The organism is Paenibacillus kyungheensis (assembly GCF_028606985.1).
Lineage (GTDB): Bacteria > Bacillota > Bacilli > Paenibacillales > Paenibacillaceae > Saccharibacillus > Saccharibacillus kyungheensis.
Genome location: NZ_CP117416.1, coordinates 2,446,944 through 2,467,053, shown reverse-complemented (window position 1 = coordinate 2,467,053; position 20,110 = coordinate 2,446,944). Strand labels below are relative to the sequence as shown.

Sequence of the window (20,110 nt, the reverse complement as noted above, 5' to 3'; positions counted from 1 at the left end):
CTTCACCTCCGTCAAATTAAGGTTTCATAATACCTGCAAAACGAAGCAAATAGGAAAACGATGGTGACTTATCACTATATCCCGATGTTGTTAGCATTTGAGCTTCTAGAAGATTAGGACAACGACCCATACGACGAAAAGCCGCATTGCGTAATTTGATAAACGAACTATTTTTAACAAACCAGCAGAACGTGTGAGCTGTGCTATTTTGCTGAATTAATTTTACATATTTACGTCTTTTCTTTTCATAAGAACGCAACATCGACTCCGAATAATTTTCAGTCGATAATGCTGTAGTCAACGTTTCACTAAGCTCCATAGCACCTTGAATCGCCAGATTCATTCCTTGCCCCAGCGCAGGACTTAATGCATGACAAGCATCCCCCAACAGAACAGCTCCATCTACTGCCCATTTATCTGTATCTAGATAAAATGCCGGAATCGACTGCACTTGTTTAAAATCTGTTATCTGTGTTAATTCTTGCTGAAGATGCGGACAAAGCGATAGCAGTAATTGGCGTAACGAATCAATCCCATCATCTTTGATACTCTGCCACAGCTCTTTACGAAGTGCGAGATATACACGTGTACGCTTATTAGGCAATGGAAATACTCCACAGCTTACGCCACTTCCAAAAAAGAAACTGGCTTCTGCTGGTGGATCTTCGTCCATATGAAAAGAAAAAGCAAACATTTTAGCTTTTTTCTCTTCGTAAGGATATAAATGGTGTTTGAGCCCTAACTGTTCTCGAATCTTCGACTTAATGCCATCTGATCCTACTACAACTTTGCTATGAATAGTCATTGGTTCTCCATCGGTTGTTGCTTCAAGTCCGATGACTTTGCCATTATCGTATAATAGCTGTTGAGCATTGACTCCAGCATAGAAGTGAACATTAGGAAGCGCGATTGCTGCATTAAATATGCCTTCATGAATTTTATGATGATCTCCATTTAGTGCATATTGAATAGGAATATCCATCGTACTGTAATCTCCTGAAAAGCAGCGTATCCCGCCTAATGTTCCATAATGAACTTTGGTGACTAGCGCGCAGTGTTTACGAATTTCCGGAAGAACATCCAATCCTTTTAACAACTCTATCGTCACCGGCTGTAGAAAATCTCCTTTAGGGATAGGCTTAAATTGTTTTACCCGTTCTACTAGAGTCACATCATGACCTTTTTTGCCCATCGCCAGAGCTAATGAGACACCTGCTATTCCACCACCGACAATCAATACATCTGTATTTATCTGCATTCATTTGGCTCCTTCGCGCTAGAATAAGTTGTAGTTAAAAGCTATGAAGCAAGCGATGATTTAATAAATCGGCAGTCTCTTTCATTAACTTGTCTGCTATTTGGTCTACATGTCTTTGTTGCCAGTGCTCTAGCAGAGTACCTTGTACCCACTGATTAAAAGCACCTAATGCCGGTCCGCAATAGACTTGATAATCTACTTTGGAGTCCCGATTACCACGTAATGCCAATTCGGTAGAATACGTGAAATACCATTTGAATAATAACGCCATTTTGGCTTTGGGATTACGTTCTGCACGCTCAATCTCTTGCGAGCTATACGTTTGTTTAACATCAGCATAAATATCGGTAAAACTCTTTTTGAAATACTGTTCTTGTAACCTTGTTTTCGTCTTCTCATCTATCTCTTCAATGGCATTATACTGACGATATAATTCATACAATTTGTTTGCACGTGCTGGGAAATACAATCCCTTTTTTAGCACCTGCACTTTAGCTCCCAATTCGAACATTTCTCCAGCAGGTGCATATTCGGTATCCTGAACATTGATCTGCTGAAGCAATTCTTTGACCATCGCACTGGTTCCGGCTTCAACCGTGCATTGATTAATCGATCCTGTCAAAATAAAGTCGGCTCCCATCACGAACACCGCCGCTGCTGCTTCAGGTGTACCGATCCCTCCAGCAGCGCCTATTCTTATTTTTCGGCGATAGGAGTACTGCTTCATGATTGCTGTTCGAAGGCTTAACAACGATGGCAACAACGTCATCATGACTGCACTATCGGTATAACCCCCTGAATCTGCTTCTGCACAGATATCATCTGCCATCGGGATCTGTTTTGCTAAATGAGCTTGTTCTGCTGTAATATGTCTGCTTTGTACCAATTGATCCACTATATGTTGAGGCGGCGGGCTCATAAATAAAGTCGCTATCTCTGGACGTGAACATTTAGCAATAATACGATGAGCTGTTTTTATTTCACTGTTCGAATCGAGCGATAATCCAGATACGCGGTAATACACAAGCGCTGGTGTTATCGTTAAAAATCCTTTGGCTTCTATAATATTCACTTGATGTTTTAACAAAAGTTCAACCAATTGTTGTTCCATGTCTGGTTGAACTTGATTATGTAAAAAGTTAACCCCGTATGACTCTCTATGCTGAAGAGTTTGCTGGATAGCAATAATGTCTGCTTCAATCCGTTCCATCGTTAACCCACCGGTTCCTAGAAAAGCAAGGCAACCGTAGTTAGCCAATGTACTCACCATAGATACAGACGCTATGCCGCCATACATTCCCCCTGCAATATAAGCCAATTTAAGATTGTATTCCTTTTTAAATTCATTGCAACCCAGTGTAGAAGCATCATAACGATGTACGGTTGGTACATTCACTTTATGCGGTTGTTCTACCGTAGATTCTTCTACAATTAATGGGCTGGCATCCCGCTGAATCGCTGCCACCATATTAGTGACTGCTTTCCCAGGGCCGACTTGGATAATTTCATTTACTTCTTTTCCCATCAGATAACGTATACTATCTGTCCACTGTACTGACGAAGTGATTTGTTGAACCATACATTCATGCAGATTATTCGATTGATAAGGTCTAGCATATACATTTGAAATAACAGGAATAGCAGGCATATTGAAATCAAATTGATCCAGATACGCTGCAAATTTTTGCTGTACAGTTGCCATATATCTAGAGTGAAACGCTGCACTGACTTTGAGCATTACATAGTTGGTAGCCCCCTGTTGTTCAAATATCGCTTGTGCTTGTACCAGATCATCTTTAGGACCAGAGATCACAATCTGTGAAGGGGTATTGAGATTCGCTATATCGATAGTATGGAATCTGTGCTCTTTGACAATTCGTTCGATATTGCTCTGATCTAATCCGACAATCGCTGCCATTGCACCACCGCTAGCTTCTCCCATAAGTGCGCCCCGGTATTGTACGATTTTTAGACCTGTTGCAAAATCAAACACCTCTGCTGCTAGTAACGCATTAAATTCACCTAGACTATGTCCAGCCACGTAATCAGGAATATTATTCTTTTTGATCATGCTGTAATACATCAGTGCATTTACAACATATAATGCAGGTTGAGTAAAAGCGGTATGTCCGATTTGTTTTTGAGGATCGTTCAGACAAAGTTCTTCGATCGAATAACCCAAGATTTGATCAGCTTGAGCAACCAAATCTGGAAATTCAGCAAAATATTCTTTGCCCATCCCTTTAAATTGTGAACCCTGCCCTGGAAATACATATGCTCTCATAAGCTTTTCTCCTCCTTGTGGTTGAGACGGCACAGATGAATAAGGTGTTGAATCATCATCACTATTTATTTGATTGCACAGACGCTCTATATTCACCATCTCATCTCCAGCAGGCGCTAGTATGCTCGATGTAGATGATAACGAATAAGTATCTAGATTGCGTTTGACCAGAGCTGATAATGTACCACCAGGGCTACTATCGATATACAGATGTGACCCTAAAGATTCAATCTGTCGAACAGTTTGTTGAAACAAAATAGGTTGCCTTGCTACTTGCCAGAAATGATCGGGTTGAATCGCTGTAATGAGACCTCCTTGCATACACGACAAATAAGGTAATGTCGGCTTTTGAAATGATATCGTTTTTAAAAATGCCAAATAAGATGGCTCTGCTGAATCGATCGCAGATGAATGAAAAGCAAACGATACAGGTAATAACTGACAAGCAATCGATTGCTGACCGAGATAGTTCTGAATAGATGCTAATTTCTCTACAGGTCCAGAAATAACAAAATGCCCATCATAGCTGACGGACACCAGTGTACAATATTGTATTTGTGGTAGTTGATCATAGATAGCAACAGAAGATAACACAGTTAACATAGACCCGGACGAACTATATTGTTCAAAGCATTTTGCTTGCTGAATAACACATGTAAGAGCGGTAGAAGCATCGAATACACCTGCAATAGTAGCCGCTGCAAATTCACCCAGGCTACTGCCTAACACATAATCGACTTGGATACCGCGTGTAATTAATACTTGCGCCAGTGCATATTCAACCATAAAAATAGCGGGATGAGAGAGCAACGTACGTGTGAATTGCGGACTATTCCGAAATTCATTATTGTAAATCGTATGTACAATAGAAATATCTATCATATCTATCGCTATTTTGTCCAAATCAAGCATAATCTGACGATACTGCTGATCTTGATCAAATAACTTTTTTCCCATTTGATAATATTGAGAACCTTGACCAGAAAACATAAGTACGTTTTTTTTATTCATCTGCTACCTCCCGTCTATGTTGGTTGATTGACTTGATTTTGAGACAAAAATGCCCTCGAAGGCATAGCTCTCCCAGGTCGTCTACTGTTATGTACACTACGAAATTTTTTACATATTTTCTTTTGATTTTATGTAACGTGCCGAAACAACGATTAGATATCATCAAAAGATTCGCTATAATTAAAGATAAAATAACTTGCCTGTTAAGTAAATGTCTTTTTGTGTAAAATGGGTAACTTAAAGCGATTTAACATTTGATGTAAACTTAATAATACCTAAATAAAATTCGATATTTTCTATATCCATTTATTTGCATATTATGAAAAAATAATATTTTTAGTATGTTAGTTAACAATATAAGACAAACGATTGTACGTGTCAATAAGCAGCAAAAGTGAACAAAAAAACTGACCCTTTGTATAAAGGATCAGTTGGTTATCAAATCTATTGATTGCTTATTTAGATAGTTCGAGATAGCGTTCTACTTGTGCAACTACTTCATCGATAGATGAACCTTCTACACTAACGATCGGGAAATCATACAATCCTGTATCGCCATCATTTTGGACACGAACTACACCAACATCGTATCCTTTAAGTTCTTGATCACTATTTACAAGATCAACTTGGTGACCTTTTCCTTCCAATACTTCTTTAATATCGTCAAATGGTTTTTCGACAGCAATTTTAGCCATGATGGTAACCTCCAAAAATGTATTTTTTAATGTTAGCTTGTTCTATTCTATGATTCACCAACTATATGTATAATGAACCATATTGCACAATTTGTTATGATTATAGAGTGTTTATTTATCCTTTTTCCGCCACACAATTGATCACTTAATTCAGTAAGGAGCATACTATCTTGCAACTATTATTTCAAAAAGAAAATCAACTTTCTGTATATGAAACTAATGAATTTTATAATGAAAAAGGATGCTTTCGAATTCTTCAATTTGCTAATGAAGACATACAAGGTGCGATTGATCTTCAGCATCCTGATCGGATTCTATTTGAGTATCCGCGTGCTATGATTCATCTGATGGAGCTTAACAATTCAGAGTTTCAAGATGTCTTTGTTATCGGGCATGGCATAGGAACGATTGCGAGTCACTATCCGACCAAGTCATTTCGCATTGCTGAAATAGATCCGCTGGTGCTTGAGCTAAGTCAGACTTATTTTCATTACACACTGGATAATGTCCAGATCGGAGACGGAAGAGTATTATTATCGGCTGAAAATGATCACCAGTATGATTATATTATTTTAGACGCTTTTACGACAGAAGGCACTCCTCAACATTTAATCTCTAGATCGTTTTTTCAAATGACGGCTACCAAGTTACATGATACAGGATATTTGATGATTAATCTGATTGGTAAAGCTAATCATGATCGGATCATTAATGCGATATACACTACATTGTGTGAAGTGTATATCTGTATCGAGTGTTTTGCTCTTCCGGCTGAAGGAACATCTGATACGCAAAATATGATTATTATAGCTGGTCATCAACCTATACGCTATCAAGGTCGTCATATGGCTGGTTTTGAGAGCAAGTCACTTGGACAGGGTTATATTATTGAAGATGAATAAAGTAATAGGCACATCAAAAAAGGACCTGCTCAATGTATCATAGCAAGTCCTTTTTATTTATTTCTATCCTAATGATAGCCATGTTGATATGATCGTAAAGCTTATCATGCTAAGATTCACTACAATCTTCCGTTACCCTTCAAATTAAGAACTAGGCTGTGTCCATACTTCATTAGCTGTTTCGATCACTAAGCGAATCTTATCCCACTGTTCTTCTTCGGTTAACATATTACCTTCTTCTGTCGAAGCAAATCCACATTGGGTGCTTAGACAGAGTTGATTCAGGTCTACTACCTGAGCGGCTTCAGCTATTCTGGTTTTGAGCATTTCTTTACTTTCAAGTCCTCCATGCTTGGTCGTGACTAGGCCGAGTACTACAAATTGATCTTGGATAAAGCGTAATGGCTCAAATCCTCCTGAACGTTCATTATCATATTCAAGAAAAAAAGCATCGACTTGTGCCTGAGCAAATAAAGTCTCAGCAATCGGTTCATAACCACCTGCGGCAAACCATGTCGAGCGCAGATTGCCCCGACATACATGAAGTGCAATCACCATATCATCTGGACGATGAGCTATACTTTCATTGATTAAGCGTACATAGTCTTCGGCTAATTGATCTGGATCAAGTCCTCGACTACGCAAATGCACCCGATGTCTGCCACTACACAGTGTCCCCCATGTAGTATCATCTAATTGTAAATAACGACAACCTGCATCATAAAACGCTTGAATCGCTTGTTGATAGACTTTGATAATATCAGCAAACAACTCTTCTTGATCAGAATACACATCATTGCCGTTATAATGTTCTACAAAATGAAATAACGCTGGCGAAGGAATCGTCATTTTAGCAATATGATCTCCTGCTAATTGTTGCAATTCACGAAAGTGCGCTAACATGGGATGATGTGCAAAAGAGATTTTATCTACAATTTGAAAACTTTCTGTGCGTGTTTTGCTATCCTGTCCACCTGTCCCCTGATTGAGATAGATCTTCTGAGTACCTTGAATACCGAGAAAGAAATCTAGATGCCACCAGGAACGATGAAATTCTCCATCTGTAATCACTTGCAATCCCAAAGCTTTTTGCTTATCTACCAATTGAGCAATTTCTGCATATTCGATAACCGATAATTGCTCGGCATTCATTTCACCTTGTTCATATTGTAGACGAGCATCTTTCAGATCGTCCGGTCTTAAAAAGCTTCCAACAATATCATAGCGAAAAGGAGGCTTGTTTCGTTTGGTACCGATGACTGGATTGAGCATAGAATCCTCCTGTATAAGTGTAATCATAATAAGAACTGGTTCAGATCAAGTAAGTTCTGAGAAATCATATCATTAAGTAATTCGATATATTGAGCTGTTATTTCACTAGGTTGTCGATCTTTATGAGCAATCCAGCCAATCGTTACTGTTTCATTGGTTTCAACAGGTATCGAGATTAACTGATGTCCATTAAGTTCAGACACAAGAATACCTGTCCCGATCGTATATCCATCTGTACCTATTAATAGATTAGACAATGTAGCGCGGTCGCTTACTTTAATACTTTTGTCGTTGCTTCGAATACTGAGCATTTCTTCAGAAAAGTGTAATGAATTGTTAACTCCCTGTTCAAATGTAATATACGGAAAGCCAAGTAAGTCCTCCATCTTCACTGTTTCTTGATTAGCTAATGGATGTCTGCTATGAATCAGAATATGCGGACTCGTGTTAAACAAAGGGGTAAATTTCAGATTACCATCACTAAAAAGTTTATTCATCACTTTGAAGTTACGTTCATTAATATACAAAATGCCGATATCACTACGCAGAGAGCGCACATCTTCAATAATCGGATACGTCTGTGTTTCTCGTAAATGAAAACTGTATTCGTTCACATCACTTTGCTTCATCAATTTGACAAACGCATCTACCACAAACGCATAATGTTGTGTAGATACCGAAAAATGAATTTGTGTACGATTTTTACCATGATAGCGGTTTTCGATCAGTTCTGTCTGCTCAATGATCTGACGCGCATAACCGAGAAACTCCATTCCATCGATAGAAATACTAATTCCTCGATTGGTACGATCAAAGATAGTAATGCCTAACTCATTTTCAAGTTCTTTAATCGCGTTGGAAAGGCTCGGTTGAGAAATAAAAAGACGTTTGGCTGCTTCATTCATCGAACCGCAATTCGCAATTTCGATCGCATACCGTAGCTGCTGCAATGTCAACCGTATTCCTCCTTATCCATCCTTTTTCAATATAATGATACGATACTTTGATTCAGATGTTATATTTCAATCTAATCGTAGCATATATGTTCAACTCCAAAAAATCAAAACTTTTGGTTATCAGATAATCTATGTATTTCAGAATATAACAAAAAGCAGTTCTTCCTCATGACAGGCGAACTGCTTTTCTATCGTTATAAAGCTTGATCAATACGCGTATTTTCTTCCAAATCACGATATAACTTGCGTTCGATATCTTTGGCTCTCATTGGTTTGCCATAATAATATCCTTGAATTTGAAAACAGCCTAGTTGAGATAACATTTCTACTTGCTCTGCCATCTCTGCGCCTTCGGCAATCACGTTCATATTCAATTGCTGAGCTAATTCGATAACTGAACGAACTACTGCCACATTTCGTGGATTGGTTCCGATATCATAGATCAATGAACGATCGATTTTTATAAATTGGAATGGAAAACGGGTGATTGTTCGTAATGATGAATATCCTGTACCAAAATCATCGACAGCCAACACGACGCCCATATCTACAATCGATTTGCACACTTTCAAGATTTGTTCTTCTTCTCGAATCGCTTCGCTTTCTGTAAACTCCAGACATAACAGATGAGCTGGTAATCCGGTTTCTTTAAGGATAGCCTCTACTTTGTTAGCAAAGTTAGGATCGCTTAATTGACTAGCCGATACGTTAACAGATATTTGTAAATCTGTGTGCCCTGCTTGAATCCATGCGGCGGCTTGATAAGCAGCTTCTCTCATCACCCATTCTCCAATTTGACGAATCGTTCCATTTTGTTCTGCAATCGGAATAAAATCGACAGGTGAGACAATCCCCAGATCAGGTGAACTCCATCGTAACAACGCTTCTACTCCAAATACTTGTTGAGTACGACTATCGACTTGAGGTTGATACACAAGAGAGAACTCTCCAAGACTTAGTGCATTCTCTAACCCTTGTTGCAATAATAGGTGCTTTTCAGCTAATCTTTTGAGCTGTTTGGTAAATATATGATATTGGTTGCGACCGGAACGTTTGGCTACATACATCGCTGTATCTGCATGACGTAGTAACGTTTCCGAATCTTCTCCATCATCAGGAGAAATACTAATACCGATACTACAAGAAACTCTATAATATTTGCCTACGATAACGACCTGTTGTTCAAAAGCATGTATAATCTGATTCGCAATATCGATCGCCAACTGCTCACCTTCTCCTGAAGCGAGTTCAATCATAATAGAGAACTCATCCCCACCCATACGAGCTACAACAGCATGAGGAGGTACATATTCTTGTAAAAGCTGAGCGACATGTCGTAACAAAATATCTCCAGCAGAATGACCCATCGTATCGTTAATCCATTTGAAATGATCCAGATCAATCTGCATCACAACCACTTTAGTACCATCTTCATTTGCTTTATCGACAGCCATCCATAATTTGCGATTAAATTGAAATCGATTAGACAGTCCTGTTAGTGGATCATTGTAAGCTAATTCGATCAACTGGGCTTCATTCAATTGTTGCGCTGTAATATCACGCACTAATAGATAACAATACAGTTCTCCATCAATCTCCAAAAAATCATTATTCACTTCGACAATATAGGTCATCCCTGTTAAATTACGTATTTGTACTTGAGAGTTCTGCAATATCGTACGATTCTCAAATGCTTTTTTTAACCGTTCCCGGTAATTATGTTTATCTTCATGCTGAATCATAGCAAAAATATCAATCTCGCCTTCCGATTCATCGACAGCCGCCAATAAGCGAAAAGCAGGATTAGCTTCCACTGCAATTCCATTTCGATTCATCAGAGCAATCCCGCTACTCGATAATGTAAATAAAAGCTTATAGCGGCGTTCTGCTGCTGCCAAAAAGTTATATTTATGCATGGCAATATGCAATGTTACAGCTAAGATCACACCTGAATAAGCCGGTAGACTTGCAATTGGAAAATAGGGGGTTTCTTTATAAATCGAAGTAATTACAAAAGTGATCACTAACCATAATGCGGCTAGAATACTTCCTCGCATAATGGTACCCATCATGCGCTTCTCACGCTGATACATTAAAGAGCCATTCATTTTGCGATAAGTAAGTGCGACAAATGTAATAAGGGTGGTTAGACTATAAAGAGCAATAACAATAAACATCAAATCAAACGAGAGTGAACGATCTTCCACTCGCCAGTATTTACTTTGAGTAATCGTAATATTAAAAAGGTACGGATACACATTAAGTAAAGGAATACCTATTAACGGAATACAAGCCATAATATGAACCACATATCTAGGAATACGCAAGTGACTCAAATTAGCAAAAAAATAAATCAGCAATGTCATCGCTAAAAAAGAAAGATTATATCCTAGAAAAGTAAAGGTAAGTTGTCCGTATTGAAATTCTAAGGTATGCATAAGAAAATCGCTTAAAAATATTAAACCTAATGTAAACATAACCATCATCGTTAATCGATGCAAAGAATGTTTGGGATTTCTCAAAATAACATTGATCGCTAAAGTAGTAAGAAATAAAAAGGGTACAAACAAACTGATTACACTAATCAAAAAAATAAACATAATCGTATCCTCCAACCTAACGTCACTTATAACGTTATATCTTAAATATCGAACAATTTAGACAAAAAGATTAGCGTTAAAAGTGATCTTCGAATAACTTTTAGATTATTCTTAATGATTCATATCCTTATTTTCTAAATAAGTAAATTTATGTATAATATTTTTGTGATTTGTATGATCAATCTAAAAAAAGTCACCTCCTTATTATAGAGGCAACTTTTTTAGATTATGAATTTAAAATAGTGCATGAGTGTACTTTAGTTTATGAAGTAGCGGTTGGTCTTATAATGATTTCATTGATATCCACTTCTTGAGGTTGCTCGATCGCATACAAGATAGCATTGGCAATAGCGCTAGCCGGTATCGAAATACGACGATATTCTTTCATTTCAGCACGAGCTTGCTCATCCGATATATGATCAGCTAATTCAGATTCAGTGACACCTGGAGATACAAGAGTGACTTGAATATGTCCACTTGATTCTTGGCGCAATCCTTCTGTGATGGCTCGTACTGCAAATTTGGTAGCGCAATAGACTGCTGCTGTTGGACTTACTTGATAAGCCCCTACAGAAGCGATATTAATAAAATGCCCTGTCTGTTGCTTTTCCATAACAGGTAATCCTGAAGCAATACCATGTAAAACACCGCGAATATTCACATCAATCATTTGATTCCATTCTTCCACTTTGTAACTATCAAGTGGAGATAATGGCATAACTCCAGCATTATTGATAAACACATCTACTCGTCCGAATTTTTGCTGGGCAAAAGCTACAAACTCGTGCATCTGTTCAAGGTTGGTAACATCCAACGTACAATATTCTGCTTGTCCGCCTTCTTCTTTTAATTCTTGGACTACCTTTTGTAAACGTTCTGTTCGTCTTGCTCCGAGAACTACCGACGCTCCTGCTCTACATAATACACGTGCTGTCGCTTCTCCTATTCCACTACTTGCTCCCGTAATCAATACTACTTTATTCAAGATTGTATCCATTTTGTGATCCTCTCCTTTGCTTGATCATAGTGTATAATGAAAGAATTCTATGACATAGATGGGCGTTTATCCTAGGATTCATTGTCCCTGTCTCATCTGGACAGATATTTATAAATAAGCTTGGTAGGAGGTCGCTATGTTAGAAGTGGATCGTCAATCAGAATTAGGAGATTTTCTAAAAAATCGTCGTGCTCGAATATTACCTGCACATGTTGGACTACCGGAACATGGACGTAGACGGACTCCAGGGTTGCGTCGTGCGGAAGTGGCTATGCTCGCTGGAGTAAGTGTAGATTGGTATACGTATCTGGAACAGGGACGCGATATACAAGTCTCTATTCAAGTGCTAGAAAGTATCGCCCGTGTCTTACAACTAGACGAATTTGAACGTAAACATCTTTTTGTATTAGCCCATTGCCAATTACCACCTTATATACATCCACCTCAATTGCAAGTTAGCGATACAGTGCAACGTTTTTTAGATCAATTAGGTCATGCACCTGCTTGTGCTATTGATCCAAAGTTAAATGTCCTATCGTGGAATAAAGCTTTTTCAGTCGTATATGGAGACTATAGTTATTTGAACGAACAGGATCGGAATCTACTATGGCGAACCTTTACTTCTACTGAATTTATTGCTCTCAAAGGATCACAATGGAAAGAACATGCCCTTCGCCTTGTCGCTCAATTTCGTGCCAGATATGCTCGTTTTATCGAAGATCCCTGGTATACCGACTTTGTGATGAATTTGCAAAAAGTAAGTGAACCTTTTCGCGAGTTATGGGAATTGCATGAAGTACTAGATGCGCCAGAAGGTCGCAAAATTATTCTTCATCCTCTTGTCAAAGAACTTGCATTTGAACATATTTCTTTTCAATCTTTAGATGCTCCTGATATACAAATTCTTGTTAATATAGCTTTACCTAAATTTGATACTGCTCGTAAACTGGCAATACTTATAGATCAGAAGTAGTATCAGACTGCTTCTGATCTATGGTATAGTCGGTTATTTTTGTTGTTGTATAATTGTAGAGGATGTGTTTTTCTTTTTTTCGATTAAGCGTCGAAAGTATGGTTTTTTGAGTATGATGCGATAACATTTCTGGTTTTCTATTGTGAATTTTTCATATGTTGAAATATTTATTTAAGTGATTTTATAAAGTTATTATTGTCCAAAAAGTTTTGAATTTTGCCAATCGTTCCTTCATTGTAGAAAAAAGAAAAAGCAACGGAAATAGCTTATATTCAGCCATTTTCGTTGCTTTTTGAGCAATAATATTCATTTTCCTTTAATTTTTAAAGACTATTGTTCTTTTTCTCTTGTTCTCTCAATTCTATTCTGCGAATTTTGCCAGAGTTGGTTTTCGGGAGATCCGTTACAAACTCGATTTTGCGTGGATATTTGTATGGTGCTGTCCACTCTTTAACATGGGTTTGTAATTCTTTTATTAATTCAGGTGTACCTTCTACTCCGTCTTGCAATACGATAAATGCTTTAACCACATGTCCACGAACTTCATCAGGACTCGCTACAGCTGCACATTCTTTGACAGCATGATGTTTCATTAATGCTTCTTCTACTTCAAAAGGTCCGATTGTATAACCAGAGCTGATAATAATATCGTCGCCCCGTCCTTCAAACCAGAAATAACCATCTTCATCTTTCCAAGCGCGATCTCCAGTCACAAAGTAATCACCATGCACATTAACCTGTTTACGTTCTGGATTCAGATAATACGTCTGGAATAACGCAGGCATATCAATACGAACAGCGATATCCCCTACCTGACCAGCCGGTACAGGAACACCTTCTTCGTCTACCACTTCTACCAATCCAGGAGACATCGATTTCCCCATAGAGCCCAAGCGAATTTCAGTATCAATCAAATTACCGATCAATAGTGTACTTTCTGTCTGTCCATACCCATCACGAATCGTAATATCGAAGTGACGTTTGAACGTATGAATTACTTCTTGATTTAGTGGCTCGCCGGCAGATACAGCACTGCGTAAGTTAGGCAATTGATATTCATCTAACCCTTCGATTTTAGCCATAATCCGGTATTCTGTCGGTGTACAACACAGCACTTGAATATTGTAATCATCCAGCAAATGCAAATACCGTTTGGGATGGAATGATCCATTATATACGAATCCAGTTGCACCATTTCCTAGAACCGATAAGAATGGGCTCCAGATCCACTTCTGCCAGCCAGGTGCCGCAGTTGCCCACACTGTATCACTCTCACGAATATCAAGCCATGGTGAGGTAATACGAAGGTGAGCATATGCCCAACCATGAGTATGGACAACACCTTTTGGATTGCCGGTTGTGCCTGACGTATAGGCGAGAATCGCTGTATCATCTCGCTTCGTATCTACTGCTGTGAATTCTTCAGACTGTGCATTTAGCAATGAGTCTAATCCAACCCAGTTCTCTGATAAAGTAACTGCTTCATTAGAAACAGCGATCCGATGTTGCCATGATGGCAATTCATCTTGAATTTTATCCACTTCGCCCATTACATCAGACCAGGCAATAACAGCTTTGGCTTGAGAATGATCCAGACGATATGCTAAGTCTTTCGCACGCAACATTTCAGAAGAAGGAATAATGACCAGTCCACTTTTCAGACAAGCCAGATAAATAACATAAGCAATAATCTGTCTTGGTACCATGACCAATACGCGATCTCCTTTTTGAAGTCCTAACTTCACCAATCCATTTGCTAGACGATTGGCTTTTTTCAATAAATCACCATAAGTGATCTCAGCATAATCGTCATGCTCGCTTAGCCATTTTAAAGCAATCTTATCAGCATCATGACGTTCCATCTCTGACGTCAGATTATATTGTTCGGGTGCAATCCATTTTTGATAATCCAAATGAGTAATCTCCTTTATTCAACCATAATATAAGTGTTATCACTTCTGCATAGTATAGCACGTCTTAAGACCAGGTTCTAATATCAAAAGTCATAATTCTATCTATACTAACAGAAAAGATCTAATTTGACATATCGCTATTATTCGATATAATAGCCTGTATGACAGAAATCGATATTTTTAAAGCTCTTTCAAATGAGACGCGTTTAAATATTTTGAAATGGTTGAGAGAACCTGAGAAAAACTTTCCCCAGCAACAAGCGCATTTGCCTAAGGAGGTAAGTATCAAAGGTGGCGTATGCGTAGGCGATATCCACGATAAGGTGAATTTATCTCAGTCAACAGTTTCACATTATTTATCTATTATGCAAAAAGCGGGTCTTCTTGAAGCGGTACGTTATGGACAATGGACGTATTATCGTCGTAATGAAGATACAATTAAGAAAATAGCTAAGTTCTTAGATGAAGAAATTTGAACAAAGCTAGTTTCTTTTTTTGAAGATATATCGATTATTCGAGATATTTATATAAAAGGAGTGAATAATGTGAGTAAAATACTGATTTATCTAGCGGCTATTATCGCAGGTATGTCTCTAAGTATCGAAGCTGCTATCGGCGGTGCGCTAGGTGAACATGTAGGAGAGTTAGAAAGTACGTATTACATTTTTATTATCGGAGCTATGGCAACCTTTTTGGTCACGTTGTTTTTCGGTAAAGGAAACTTAGGCGCAATATTTACAGTTCCCAAATGGAATCTTCTTGGCGGTCTGCTCGGTGTCGTCTACCTCGCTCTACTCGTAATCAGTGTAACATTAATCGGTGTAGGTATATCGATCACTGCCGTTATTATCGGGCAAATTGTGATTAGTATTATTATTGAACACTTTGGACTTCTCGGTTCACCCAAAATCAAATTTAATGTCAATCGATTGGTAGCTGTTGTTTTGCTTACTGTGTCGTTTTTCTTAGTCTTGTAGGAGGTCAACATTATGAATATAGCTATGTTAATTATTCCTTTACTGGCAGGTATCGGCTTAGGTATTCAATCCGCAATCAACGGTACACTTGGTAATAAAATTGGAACGATCGAAAGTGCCTTTTTCACCTTTTTCACAGGTGCTATTTTTTTGACTATTATTGTAAACTTCTTTGGACAAGGCAATATTTTGAATATTCACGAAGTTCCTAAATGGCAATTGCTTTGTGCTATTTTCGGTGTCGTCTATCTTTCATTAATGGTATTAGCTGTTCCTAAGATTGGTGTAACGGCTGCGGTGATCTCTGTGATTGTCGGTCAATTGGTAGCCAGTATGGCAATCGATCACTTTGGTTGGTTTGAAAGTGCAACGATTCATTTTGGAATCAAACGTCTTATTGGAGTCATTTTGATGCTTGTTGCTTTGTTCTTTGTATTCCGCGAGAAAACAGTTACGAAGACGGCTTCTTAACAAGATTAGTAATTGTCTATTATAAAAGACCCTGAGTGCTGGATCATACAGCGTACTCAGGGTCTTTATTTTGGTCTTTATTGATACTACTCGGCGTTCATTACGATACACGACTATGAATTGCATTTTCTGGGGCAAGTGGACGACTGTAATAGAATCCTTGTACGTTATAACATTTCCACTCTTTGAGTAACGCTACTTGTTCTTCTGTCTCTACGCCTTCAGCAATAATTTTTAATCCTAATTGCTTCGCCATAGAGATAATCATCTCAGCGATCGCACGACTATCTTTATCTACTGTAATTTTGCGGATAAAAGAGCGGTCGATTTTGAGACAACCGATTGGCAAATTATGCAAATAACTAAGTGAGCTATAACCTGTACCAAAATCATCCATCGACACCGAAATGCCGGATTGTTTTAATTTACTCAAAATATCAATGACATGCTCTTCATTATGCATCATTGCACTTTCTGTAATCTCAATTTCTAACAAGGTAGGATCAAAATCTAATTCTTGTAGCGTTTTGATAATAGTCTCATAAATGTCTGGCTTCATTAAGTGAATAGGAGATACGTTGACAGCAATCGGTACTGCATCATAACCTTCACACTGCCATTTTTTACTTTGCAAACAAGCGGTACGTAACACCCATTGTTCTAAAGCAATAATCATGCCTGACTTTTCTGCTAACGGGATAAACGAAAGTGGCGGAATCTCACCCAAAATAGGATGATACCAGCGAACAAGTGCTTCATAGCCGATAATAAGTCCGGTACGAATATCAAACTTGGGTTGATATACCAATTTTAATTGATTATTATCGATCGCTTGTTCCAGATCATTTTCTAGCATAATCTGTTCCAGACTGCTCTGATCAGATACTGCGTCATAGAACTGATACTGAGAACTGCCGTTTTCTTTGGCTGTATACATCGCTGTATCGGCACGCTGAGTCAGTACACCTGCGGATGCCCCATCTTCCGGGAAGCGGGCAATCCCGATCGATGCCGATAATTTTACCGCATGCTTTTCAATATGAAACGGTTGTACAAATCGTTCTACCACTTTGCCAGCTATTTTTTTGATTTCTTCGATATCTGATAAGCCCGGGATAATCACTGTAAATTCGTCTCCACCCATTCGAGCAACAAAGCTATCTTTGGGCAGGCAACTTTTCAGTACAAGACCAGAGTGACGAATAACAGCATCTCCAAAAGCATGACCAAATAAATCGTTAATACGTTTGAATCGATCCAGGTCGATAAAAAATAAAGTGAACGGTGAATGATGATTATCTACCATCGTATACATCGATAAGCGAGTTTCAAAAGAACGGCGATTCGCTAACCCTGTCAATTCATCATGATAGGCAAGATGACGGATCGTTTCTTGATCTCGTTTACGTTTGGTAATATTTTTGACAATAGTATAAGCACCTTCGATTTTGCCATGTACAAAGATAGGAATAGACGTTAACGCTATCGATAACGTACGATCTTTTTGATATTTTAATTCCAGGTCAATCGTACTTGAATGTCCGCTTAACACTAATTTTAGATGATCTTGAGCAAGAATTTTCTGTTCGCCTTCTAGCAGGTCTGTAGCACGTACTCCAATCAATGTTTTACCCAGTTCACTAGACATTTTCTGTGCACGGCGATTAATCCCTGTAATAACACCATTGATATCAAATTCAATCACACTATCAGGATTCTGTTCATACAAAGAACTGTAATACTGTTCTCGCTGAATCATTGCACGATTTTCTTTTTGTTCACGGACAAAGATAAAACTATCCGGAATAGCATACAGACTAGCTGTAACAAAAATCATATAAATATAAGGAACAAGATACGATTTTTCAGTCAATCCCATTTGATCAAATGGTAATACGGAATATGCACAAAGTAACGGAATACCTGCTAGCCCCATTCCTGAAGTGATGATGCCAAAAATCATTGTAGGCGAACGTAGACCGTGTTCCCGATTACGACTAGATAGTGAAAATAAGCGCATAACTGCTAAACAAATAGAAATAGCGATAGGAATAGTCATTAAAATCAGTTCAGGTTGCCAGATCAAAAATCCTCGAAATAAATATAATGTATTCGCATAATCAAACACTAAAATCGTAATTGCTACCGTCATACTGGTTACAAAAAATTGCATAGATCCACGCCATGATGAGAAAGCATAACGGGAAGCGGCAAACACTGCTCCATAACAACCAATAATCGTAAAAACAAGATGAAATCCATAATATTTCATTGTGATCGGAACATTCATTGATATGGGGATCAAGATATGAGAAGTACTAAAAGCTAGTACGCCAATGAGAGCTATTATCCGCTGTCTTTTTTTCACATATTGATTACGCAACGAAGAGTTAGACCACGCAGAACCAATAACTATGACAGCACAACCTACCATAGAAGCTAAGGCGGCTATAAACACATATAGCCAGTGGACGGGTATCGTTGTTTCCAAAATCGTATTCATTTTTCTGCCTCTTTCGTTACGTTTCTATATATATCCTCTTATTAGTTCTTTAGACTACTTACTATGAGTCTTTTATCATATAAATTTAAACAAAAAGTAAAGACTTTAAACTCATTTTACATAAAAATTGTTAATAAAGTATGAATATTTTTTATTTTTCGCTAATTTTCGTAAAAAAATTCAATATTTTTTCCTTTTATTCTATTTTTAAGTTAAAAAGTAAATCAAAAGACCTATTTTTAGACATAAAAAAAGTAGATCGTTAATTCAATGATCTACTTTTGTAAATGTAATAATCGCTATTTGTAAACTGGTTATGATGTTTAGATTTGTAAAATGCCAGCACGTGGAGTCACACCAAAAGCTGTGGCTAGATCAGCTAATTGTTGATCGGTTATTTTCTGACGAACCGAATGATGAGCTGTGAGCATATAAATCTGAGCTGCTTTTTCTATCGTTTCGATAAGTCCAAAAGCTTCATCTATCGAGTGCCCTGTCCCAAATATACCATGATGTGGCCATAATACCGCATGATGATCTCTCATCTTCTGCGCAGTGGCTTGACCGATGGCATTAGACCCCGGCACCATCCATGGGATAACGCCAATACCATCTGGAAACACTACAATACATTCAGTACACATTTCCCATAATGTTTTGGTAAATGTATTTTCATTAAGATCATGGATAAAGCTCATCGCGATCACATTTGTTGCGTGATTGTGTATGACCACCCGGTGCTGAGGATCTACTTTTAACCTTTCAATATGACTCATAAAATGAGAAGGCAATTCACTTGTCGGTACAGCTCCATTTTTAAATCCCCATAATACTTCCAATTGTTCTCCATTCGCAGATACACGCAAAAGACCCAAGTTGGCTTCAGGATCATCAATTACATTTTTAAAATATTTACCCGATCCTGTTACGATAAAGTATTTACCTGCTAATTCATGTACAGGAAAAGCAGGTTGGATATTATATTGTACTTGCTGAATATCAATATAAGGCGAGACTTCTTCTTCATCAAGTATACAGCTCACATTTCCACCATTCCGCTCATCCCAACCGAACTTCCACATATTATAGGTCGTCTCTGCCATTTCGCGTACAAAAGGAATATGCATTCCTGCTTTGATAGGTTGAGCTGCTGTTGAGGTGTTCATGTTACATCTCTCCTATTCAATATGGGTTAGGATGATACAGAATTGATCATTTGCATTTATACTTTGTGAAAATAATTACTTGATCTATAATGCTATATTAGTCCTACTTAGAAATAAAGTCAACAAAAAAAG

General features: G+C 38.0%; 15 protein-coding genes. 5 read left to right on the top strand and 10 right to left on the bottom strand.

Going from position 1 to position 20,110, the window contains the following annotated elements; all coding sequences use genetic code 11:
- Window positions 1–16: 16 nt before the first annotated feature.
- From PQ456_RS10845 to PQ456_RS10835, 3 genes are all read right to left on the bottom strand, one after another.
- Window positions 17–1,258: an FAD-dependent oxidoreductase gene (locus PQ456_RS10845; RefSeq protein ID WP_273616144.1), complete on the bottom strand. Its 1,242-nt coding sequence runs from the start codon at window positions 1,256–1,258 to the stop codon at window positions 17–19.
- A 34-nt stretch (window positions 1,259–1,292) separates the two neighbouring features.
- Window positions 1,293–4,553: an ACP S-malonyltransferase gene (gene fabD / locus PQ456_RS10840; RefSeq protein ID WP_273616143.1), complete on the bottom strand. Its 3,261-nt coding sequence runs from the start codon at window positions 4,551–4,553 to the stop codon at window positions 1,293–1,295.
- 455 nt (window positions 4,554–5,008) lie between these two features.
- Window positions 5,009–5,248, bottom strand: a complete 240-nt coding sequence (locus tag PQ456_RS10835; protein ID WP_273616142.1) for a YkuS family protein — start codon at window positions 5,246–5,248, stop codon at window positions 5,009–5,011.
- A gap of 170 nt (window positions 5,249–5,418) precedes the next feature.
- Between PQ456_RS10835 and PQ456_RS10830 the strand changes: the two genes are divergently transcribed.
- Window positions 5,419–6,150, top strand: a complete 732-nt coding sequence (locus PQ456_RS10830; RefSeq protein ID WP_273616141.1) for a spermidine synthase — start codon at window positions 5,419–5,421, stop codon at window positions 6,148–6,150.
- 144 nt (window positions 6,151–6,294) lie between these two features.
- Here the strand turns inward: PQ456_RS10830 and PQ456_RS10825 are convergent, their stop codons facing one another.
- The 4 genes from PQ456_RS10825 to PQ456_RS10810 all read right to left on the bottom strand — a co-directional run bounded on the left by PQ456_RS10825 (window position 6,295) and on the right by PQ456_RS10810 (window position 11,975).
- The gene (locus PQ456_RS10825; protein ID WP_273616140.1) at window positions 6,295–7,422 is read right to left on the bottom strand and encodes a 5-methyltetrahydropteroyltriglutamate--homocysteine S-methyltransferase; all 1,128 of its coding nucleotides are present in this window, start codon (window positions 7,420–7,422) and stop codon (window positions 6,295–6,297) included.
- A 23-nt stretch (window positions 7,423–7,445) separates the two neighbouring features.
- Window positions 7,446–8,378: a LysR family transcriptional regulator gene (locus tag PQ456_RS10820; RefSeq protein ID WP_273616139.1), complete on the bottom strand. Its 933-nt coding sequence runs from the start codon at window positions 8,376–8,378 to the stop codon at window positions 7,446–7,448.
- 194 nt (window positions 8,379–8,572) lie between these two features.
- Window positions 8,573–10,978 (bottom strand): EAL domain-containing protein, encoded by a 2,406-nt coding sequence (locus PQ456_RS10815; RefSeq protein ID WP_273616138.1) that lies wholly within the window; start codon window positions 10,976–10,978, stop codon window positions 8,573–8,575.
- Between the two features lie 262 nt (window positions 10,979–11,240).
- The gene (locus tag PQ456_RS10810) at window positions 11,241–11,975 is read right to left on the bottom strand and encodes an SDR family oxidoreductase (RefSeq protein WP_273616137.1); all 735 of its coding nucleotides are present in this window, start codon (window positions 11,973–11,975) and stop codon (window positions 11,241–11,243) included.
- A 136-nt stretch (window positions 11,976–12,111) separates the two neighbouring features.
- On the opposite strand from PQ456_RS10810, the gene PQ456_RS10805 reads away from it, so the two are divergent.
- Window positions 12,112–12,948: a helix-turn-helix transcriptional regulator gene (locus PQ456_RS10805; protein WP_273616136.1), complete on the top strand. Its 837-nt coding sequence runs from the start codon at window positions 12,112–12,114 to the stop codon at window positions 12,946–12,948.
- A gap of 323 nt (window positions 12,949–13,271) precedes the next feature.
- Here the strand turns inward: PQ456_RS10805 and PQ456_RS10800 are convergent, their stop codons facing one another.
- On the bottom strand, window positions 13,272–14,810 hold the full coding sequence (locus PQ456_RS10800) for an acetate--CoA ligase (protein WP_273616297.1): 1,539 nt from the start codon (window positions 14,808–14,810) through the stop codon (window positions 13,272–13,274).
- A 212-nt stretch (window positions 14,811–15,022) separates the two neighbouring features.
- On the opposite strand from PQ456_RS10800, the gene PQ456_RS10795 reads away from it, so the two are divergent.
- The 3 genes from PQ456_RS10795 to PQ456_RS10785 all read left to right on the top strand — a co-directional run bounded on the left by PQ456_RS10795 (window position 15,023) and on the right by PQ456_RS10785 (window position 16,309).
- On the top strand, window positions 15,023–15,337 hold the full coding sequence (locus tag PQ456_RS10795) for an ArsR/SmtB family transcription factor (protein WP_273616134.1): 315 nt from the start codon (window positions 15,023–15,025) through the stop codon (window positions 15,335–15,337).
- 69 nt (window positions 15,338–15,406) lie between these two features.
- Window positions 15,407–15,838 (top strand): DMT family transporter, encoded by a 432-nt coding sequence (locus tag PQ456_RS10790; protein ID WP_273616133.1) that lies wholly within the window; start codon window positions 15,407–15,409, stop codon window positions 15,836–15,838.
- Window positions 15,839–15,850: 12 nt separating this feature from the next.
- Entirely contained in the window at window positions 15,851–16,309 is a 459-nt protein-coding gene (locus PQ456_RS10785) for a DMT family transporter (RefSeq protein ID WP_273616132.1), read from the top strand.
- Window positions 16,310–16,409: 100 nt separating this feature from the next.
- On the opposite strand, the gene PQ456_RS10780 is transcribed toward PQ456_RS10785, so the two are convergent.
- Complete coding sequence (locus PQ456_RS10780) at window positions 16,410–18,812, bottom strand: bifunctional diguanylate cyclase/phosphodiesterase (protein WP_273616131.1); 2,403 nt, start codon at window positions 18,810–18,812, stop codon at window positions 16,410–16,412.
- 323 nt (window positions 18,813–19,135) lie between these two features.
- Window positions 19,136–19,978: a rhamnulose-1-phosphate aldolase gene (gene rhaD, locus PQ456_RS10775; protein ID WP_273616130.1), complete on the bottom strand. Its 843-nt coding sequence runs from the start codon at window positions 19,976–19,978 to the stop codon at window positions 19,136–19,138.
- Window positions 19,979–20,110: the final 132 nt, after the last annotated feature.

What these genes read in the sequence shown, in the direction of transcription:
- PQ456_RS10825 (WP_273616140.1), bottom strand. Translation starts at nt 7,422, where the DNA reads ATGCTCAATCCAGTCATCGGTACCAAACGAAACAAGCCTCCTTTTCGC.
- PQ456_RS10815 (WP_273616138.1), bottom strand. Translation starts at nt 10,978, where the DNA reads ATGTTTATTTTTTTGATTAGTGTAATCAGTTTGTTTGTACCCTTTTTA.
- rhaD (WP_273616130.1), bottom strand. Translation starts at nt 19,978, where the DNA reads ATGAACACCTCAACAGCAGCTCAACCTATCAAAGCAGGAATGCATATT.
- PQ456_RS10810 (WP_273616137.1), bottom strand. Translation starts at nt 11,975, where the DNA reads ATGGATACAATCTTGAATAAAGTAGTATTGATTACGGGAGCAAGTAGT.
- PQ456_RS10835 (WP_273616142.1), bottom strand. Translation starts at nt 5,248, where the DNA reads ATGGCTAAAATTGCTGTCGAAAAACCATTTGACGATATTAAAGAAGTA.
- PQ456_RS10800 (WP_273616297.1), bottom strand. Translation starts at nt 14,810, where the DNA reads ATGGAACGTCATGATGCTGATAAGATTGCTTTAAAATGGCTAAGCGAG.
- PQ456_RS10805 (WP_273616136.1), top strand. Translation starts at nt 12,112, where the DNA reads ATGTTAGAAGTGGATCGTCAATCAGAATTAGGAGATTTTCTAAAAAAT.
- PQ456_RS10785 (WP_273616132.1), top strand. Translation starts at nt 15,851, where the DNA reads ATGAATATAGCTATGTTAATTATTCCTTTACTGGCAGGTATCGGCTTA.
- PQ456_RS10780 (WP_273616131.1), bottom strand. Translation starts at nt 18,812, where the DNA reads ATGAATACGATTTTGGAAACAACGATACCCGTCCACTGGCTATATGTG.
- PQ456_RS10845 (WP_273616144.1), bottom strand. Translation starts at nt 1,258, where the DNA reads ATGCAGATAAATACAGATGTATTGATTGTCGGTGGTGGAATAGCAGGT.
- PQ456_RS10795 (WP_273616134.1), top strand. Translation starts at nt 15,023, where the DNA reads ATGACAGAAATCGATATTTTTAAAGCTCTTTCAAATGAGACGCGTTTA.
- fabD (WP_273616143.1), bottom strand. Translation starts at nt 4,553, where the DNA reads ATGAATAAAAAAAACGTACTTATGTTTTCTGGTCAAGGTTCTCAATAT.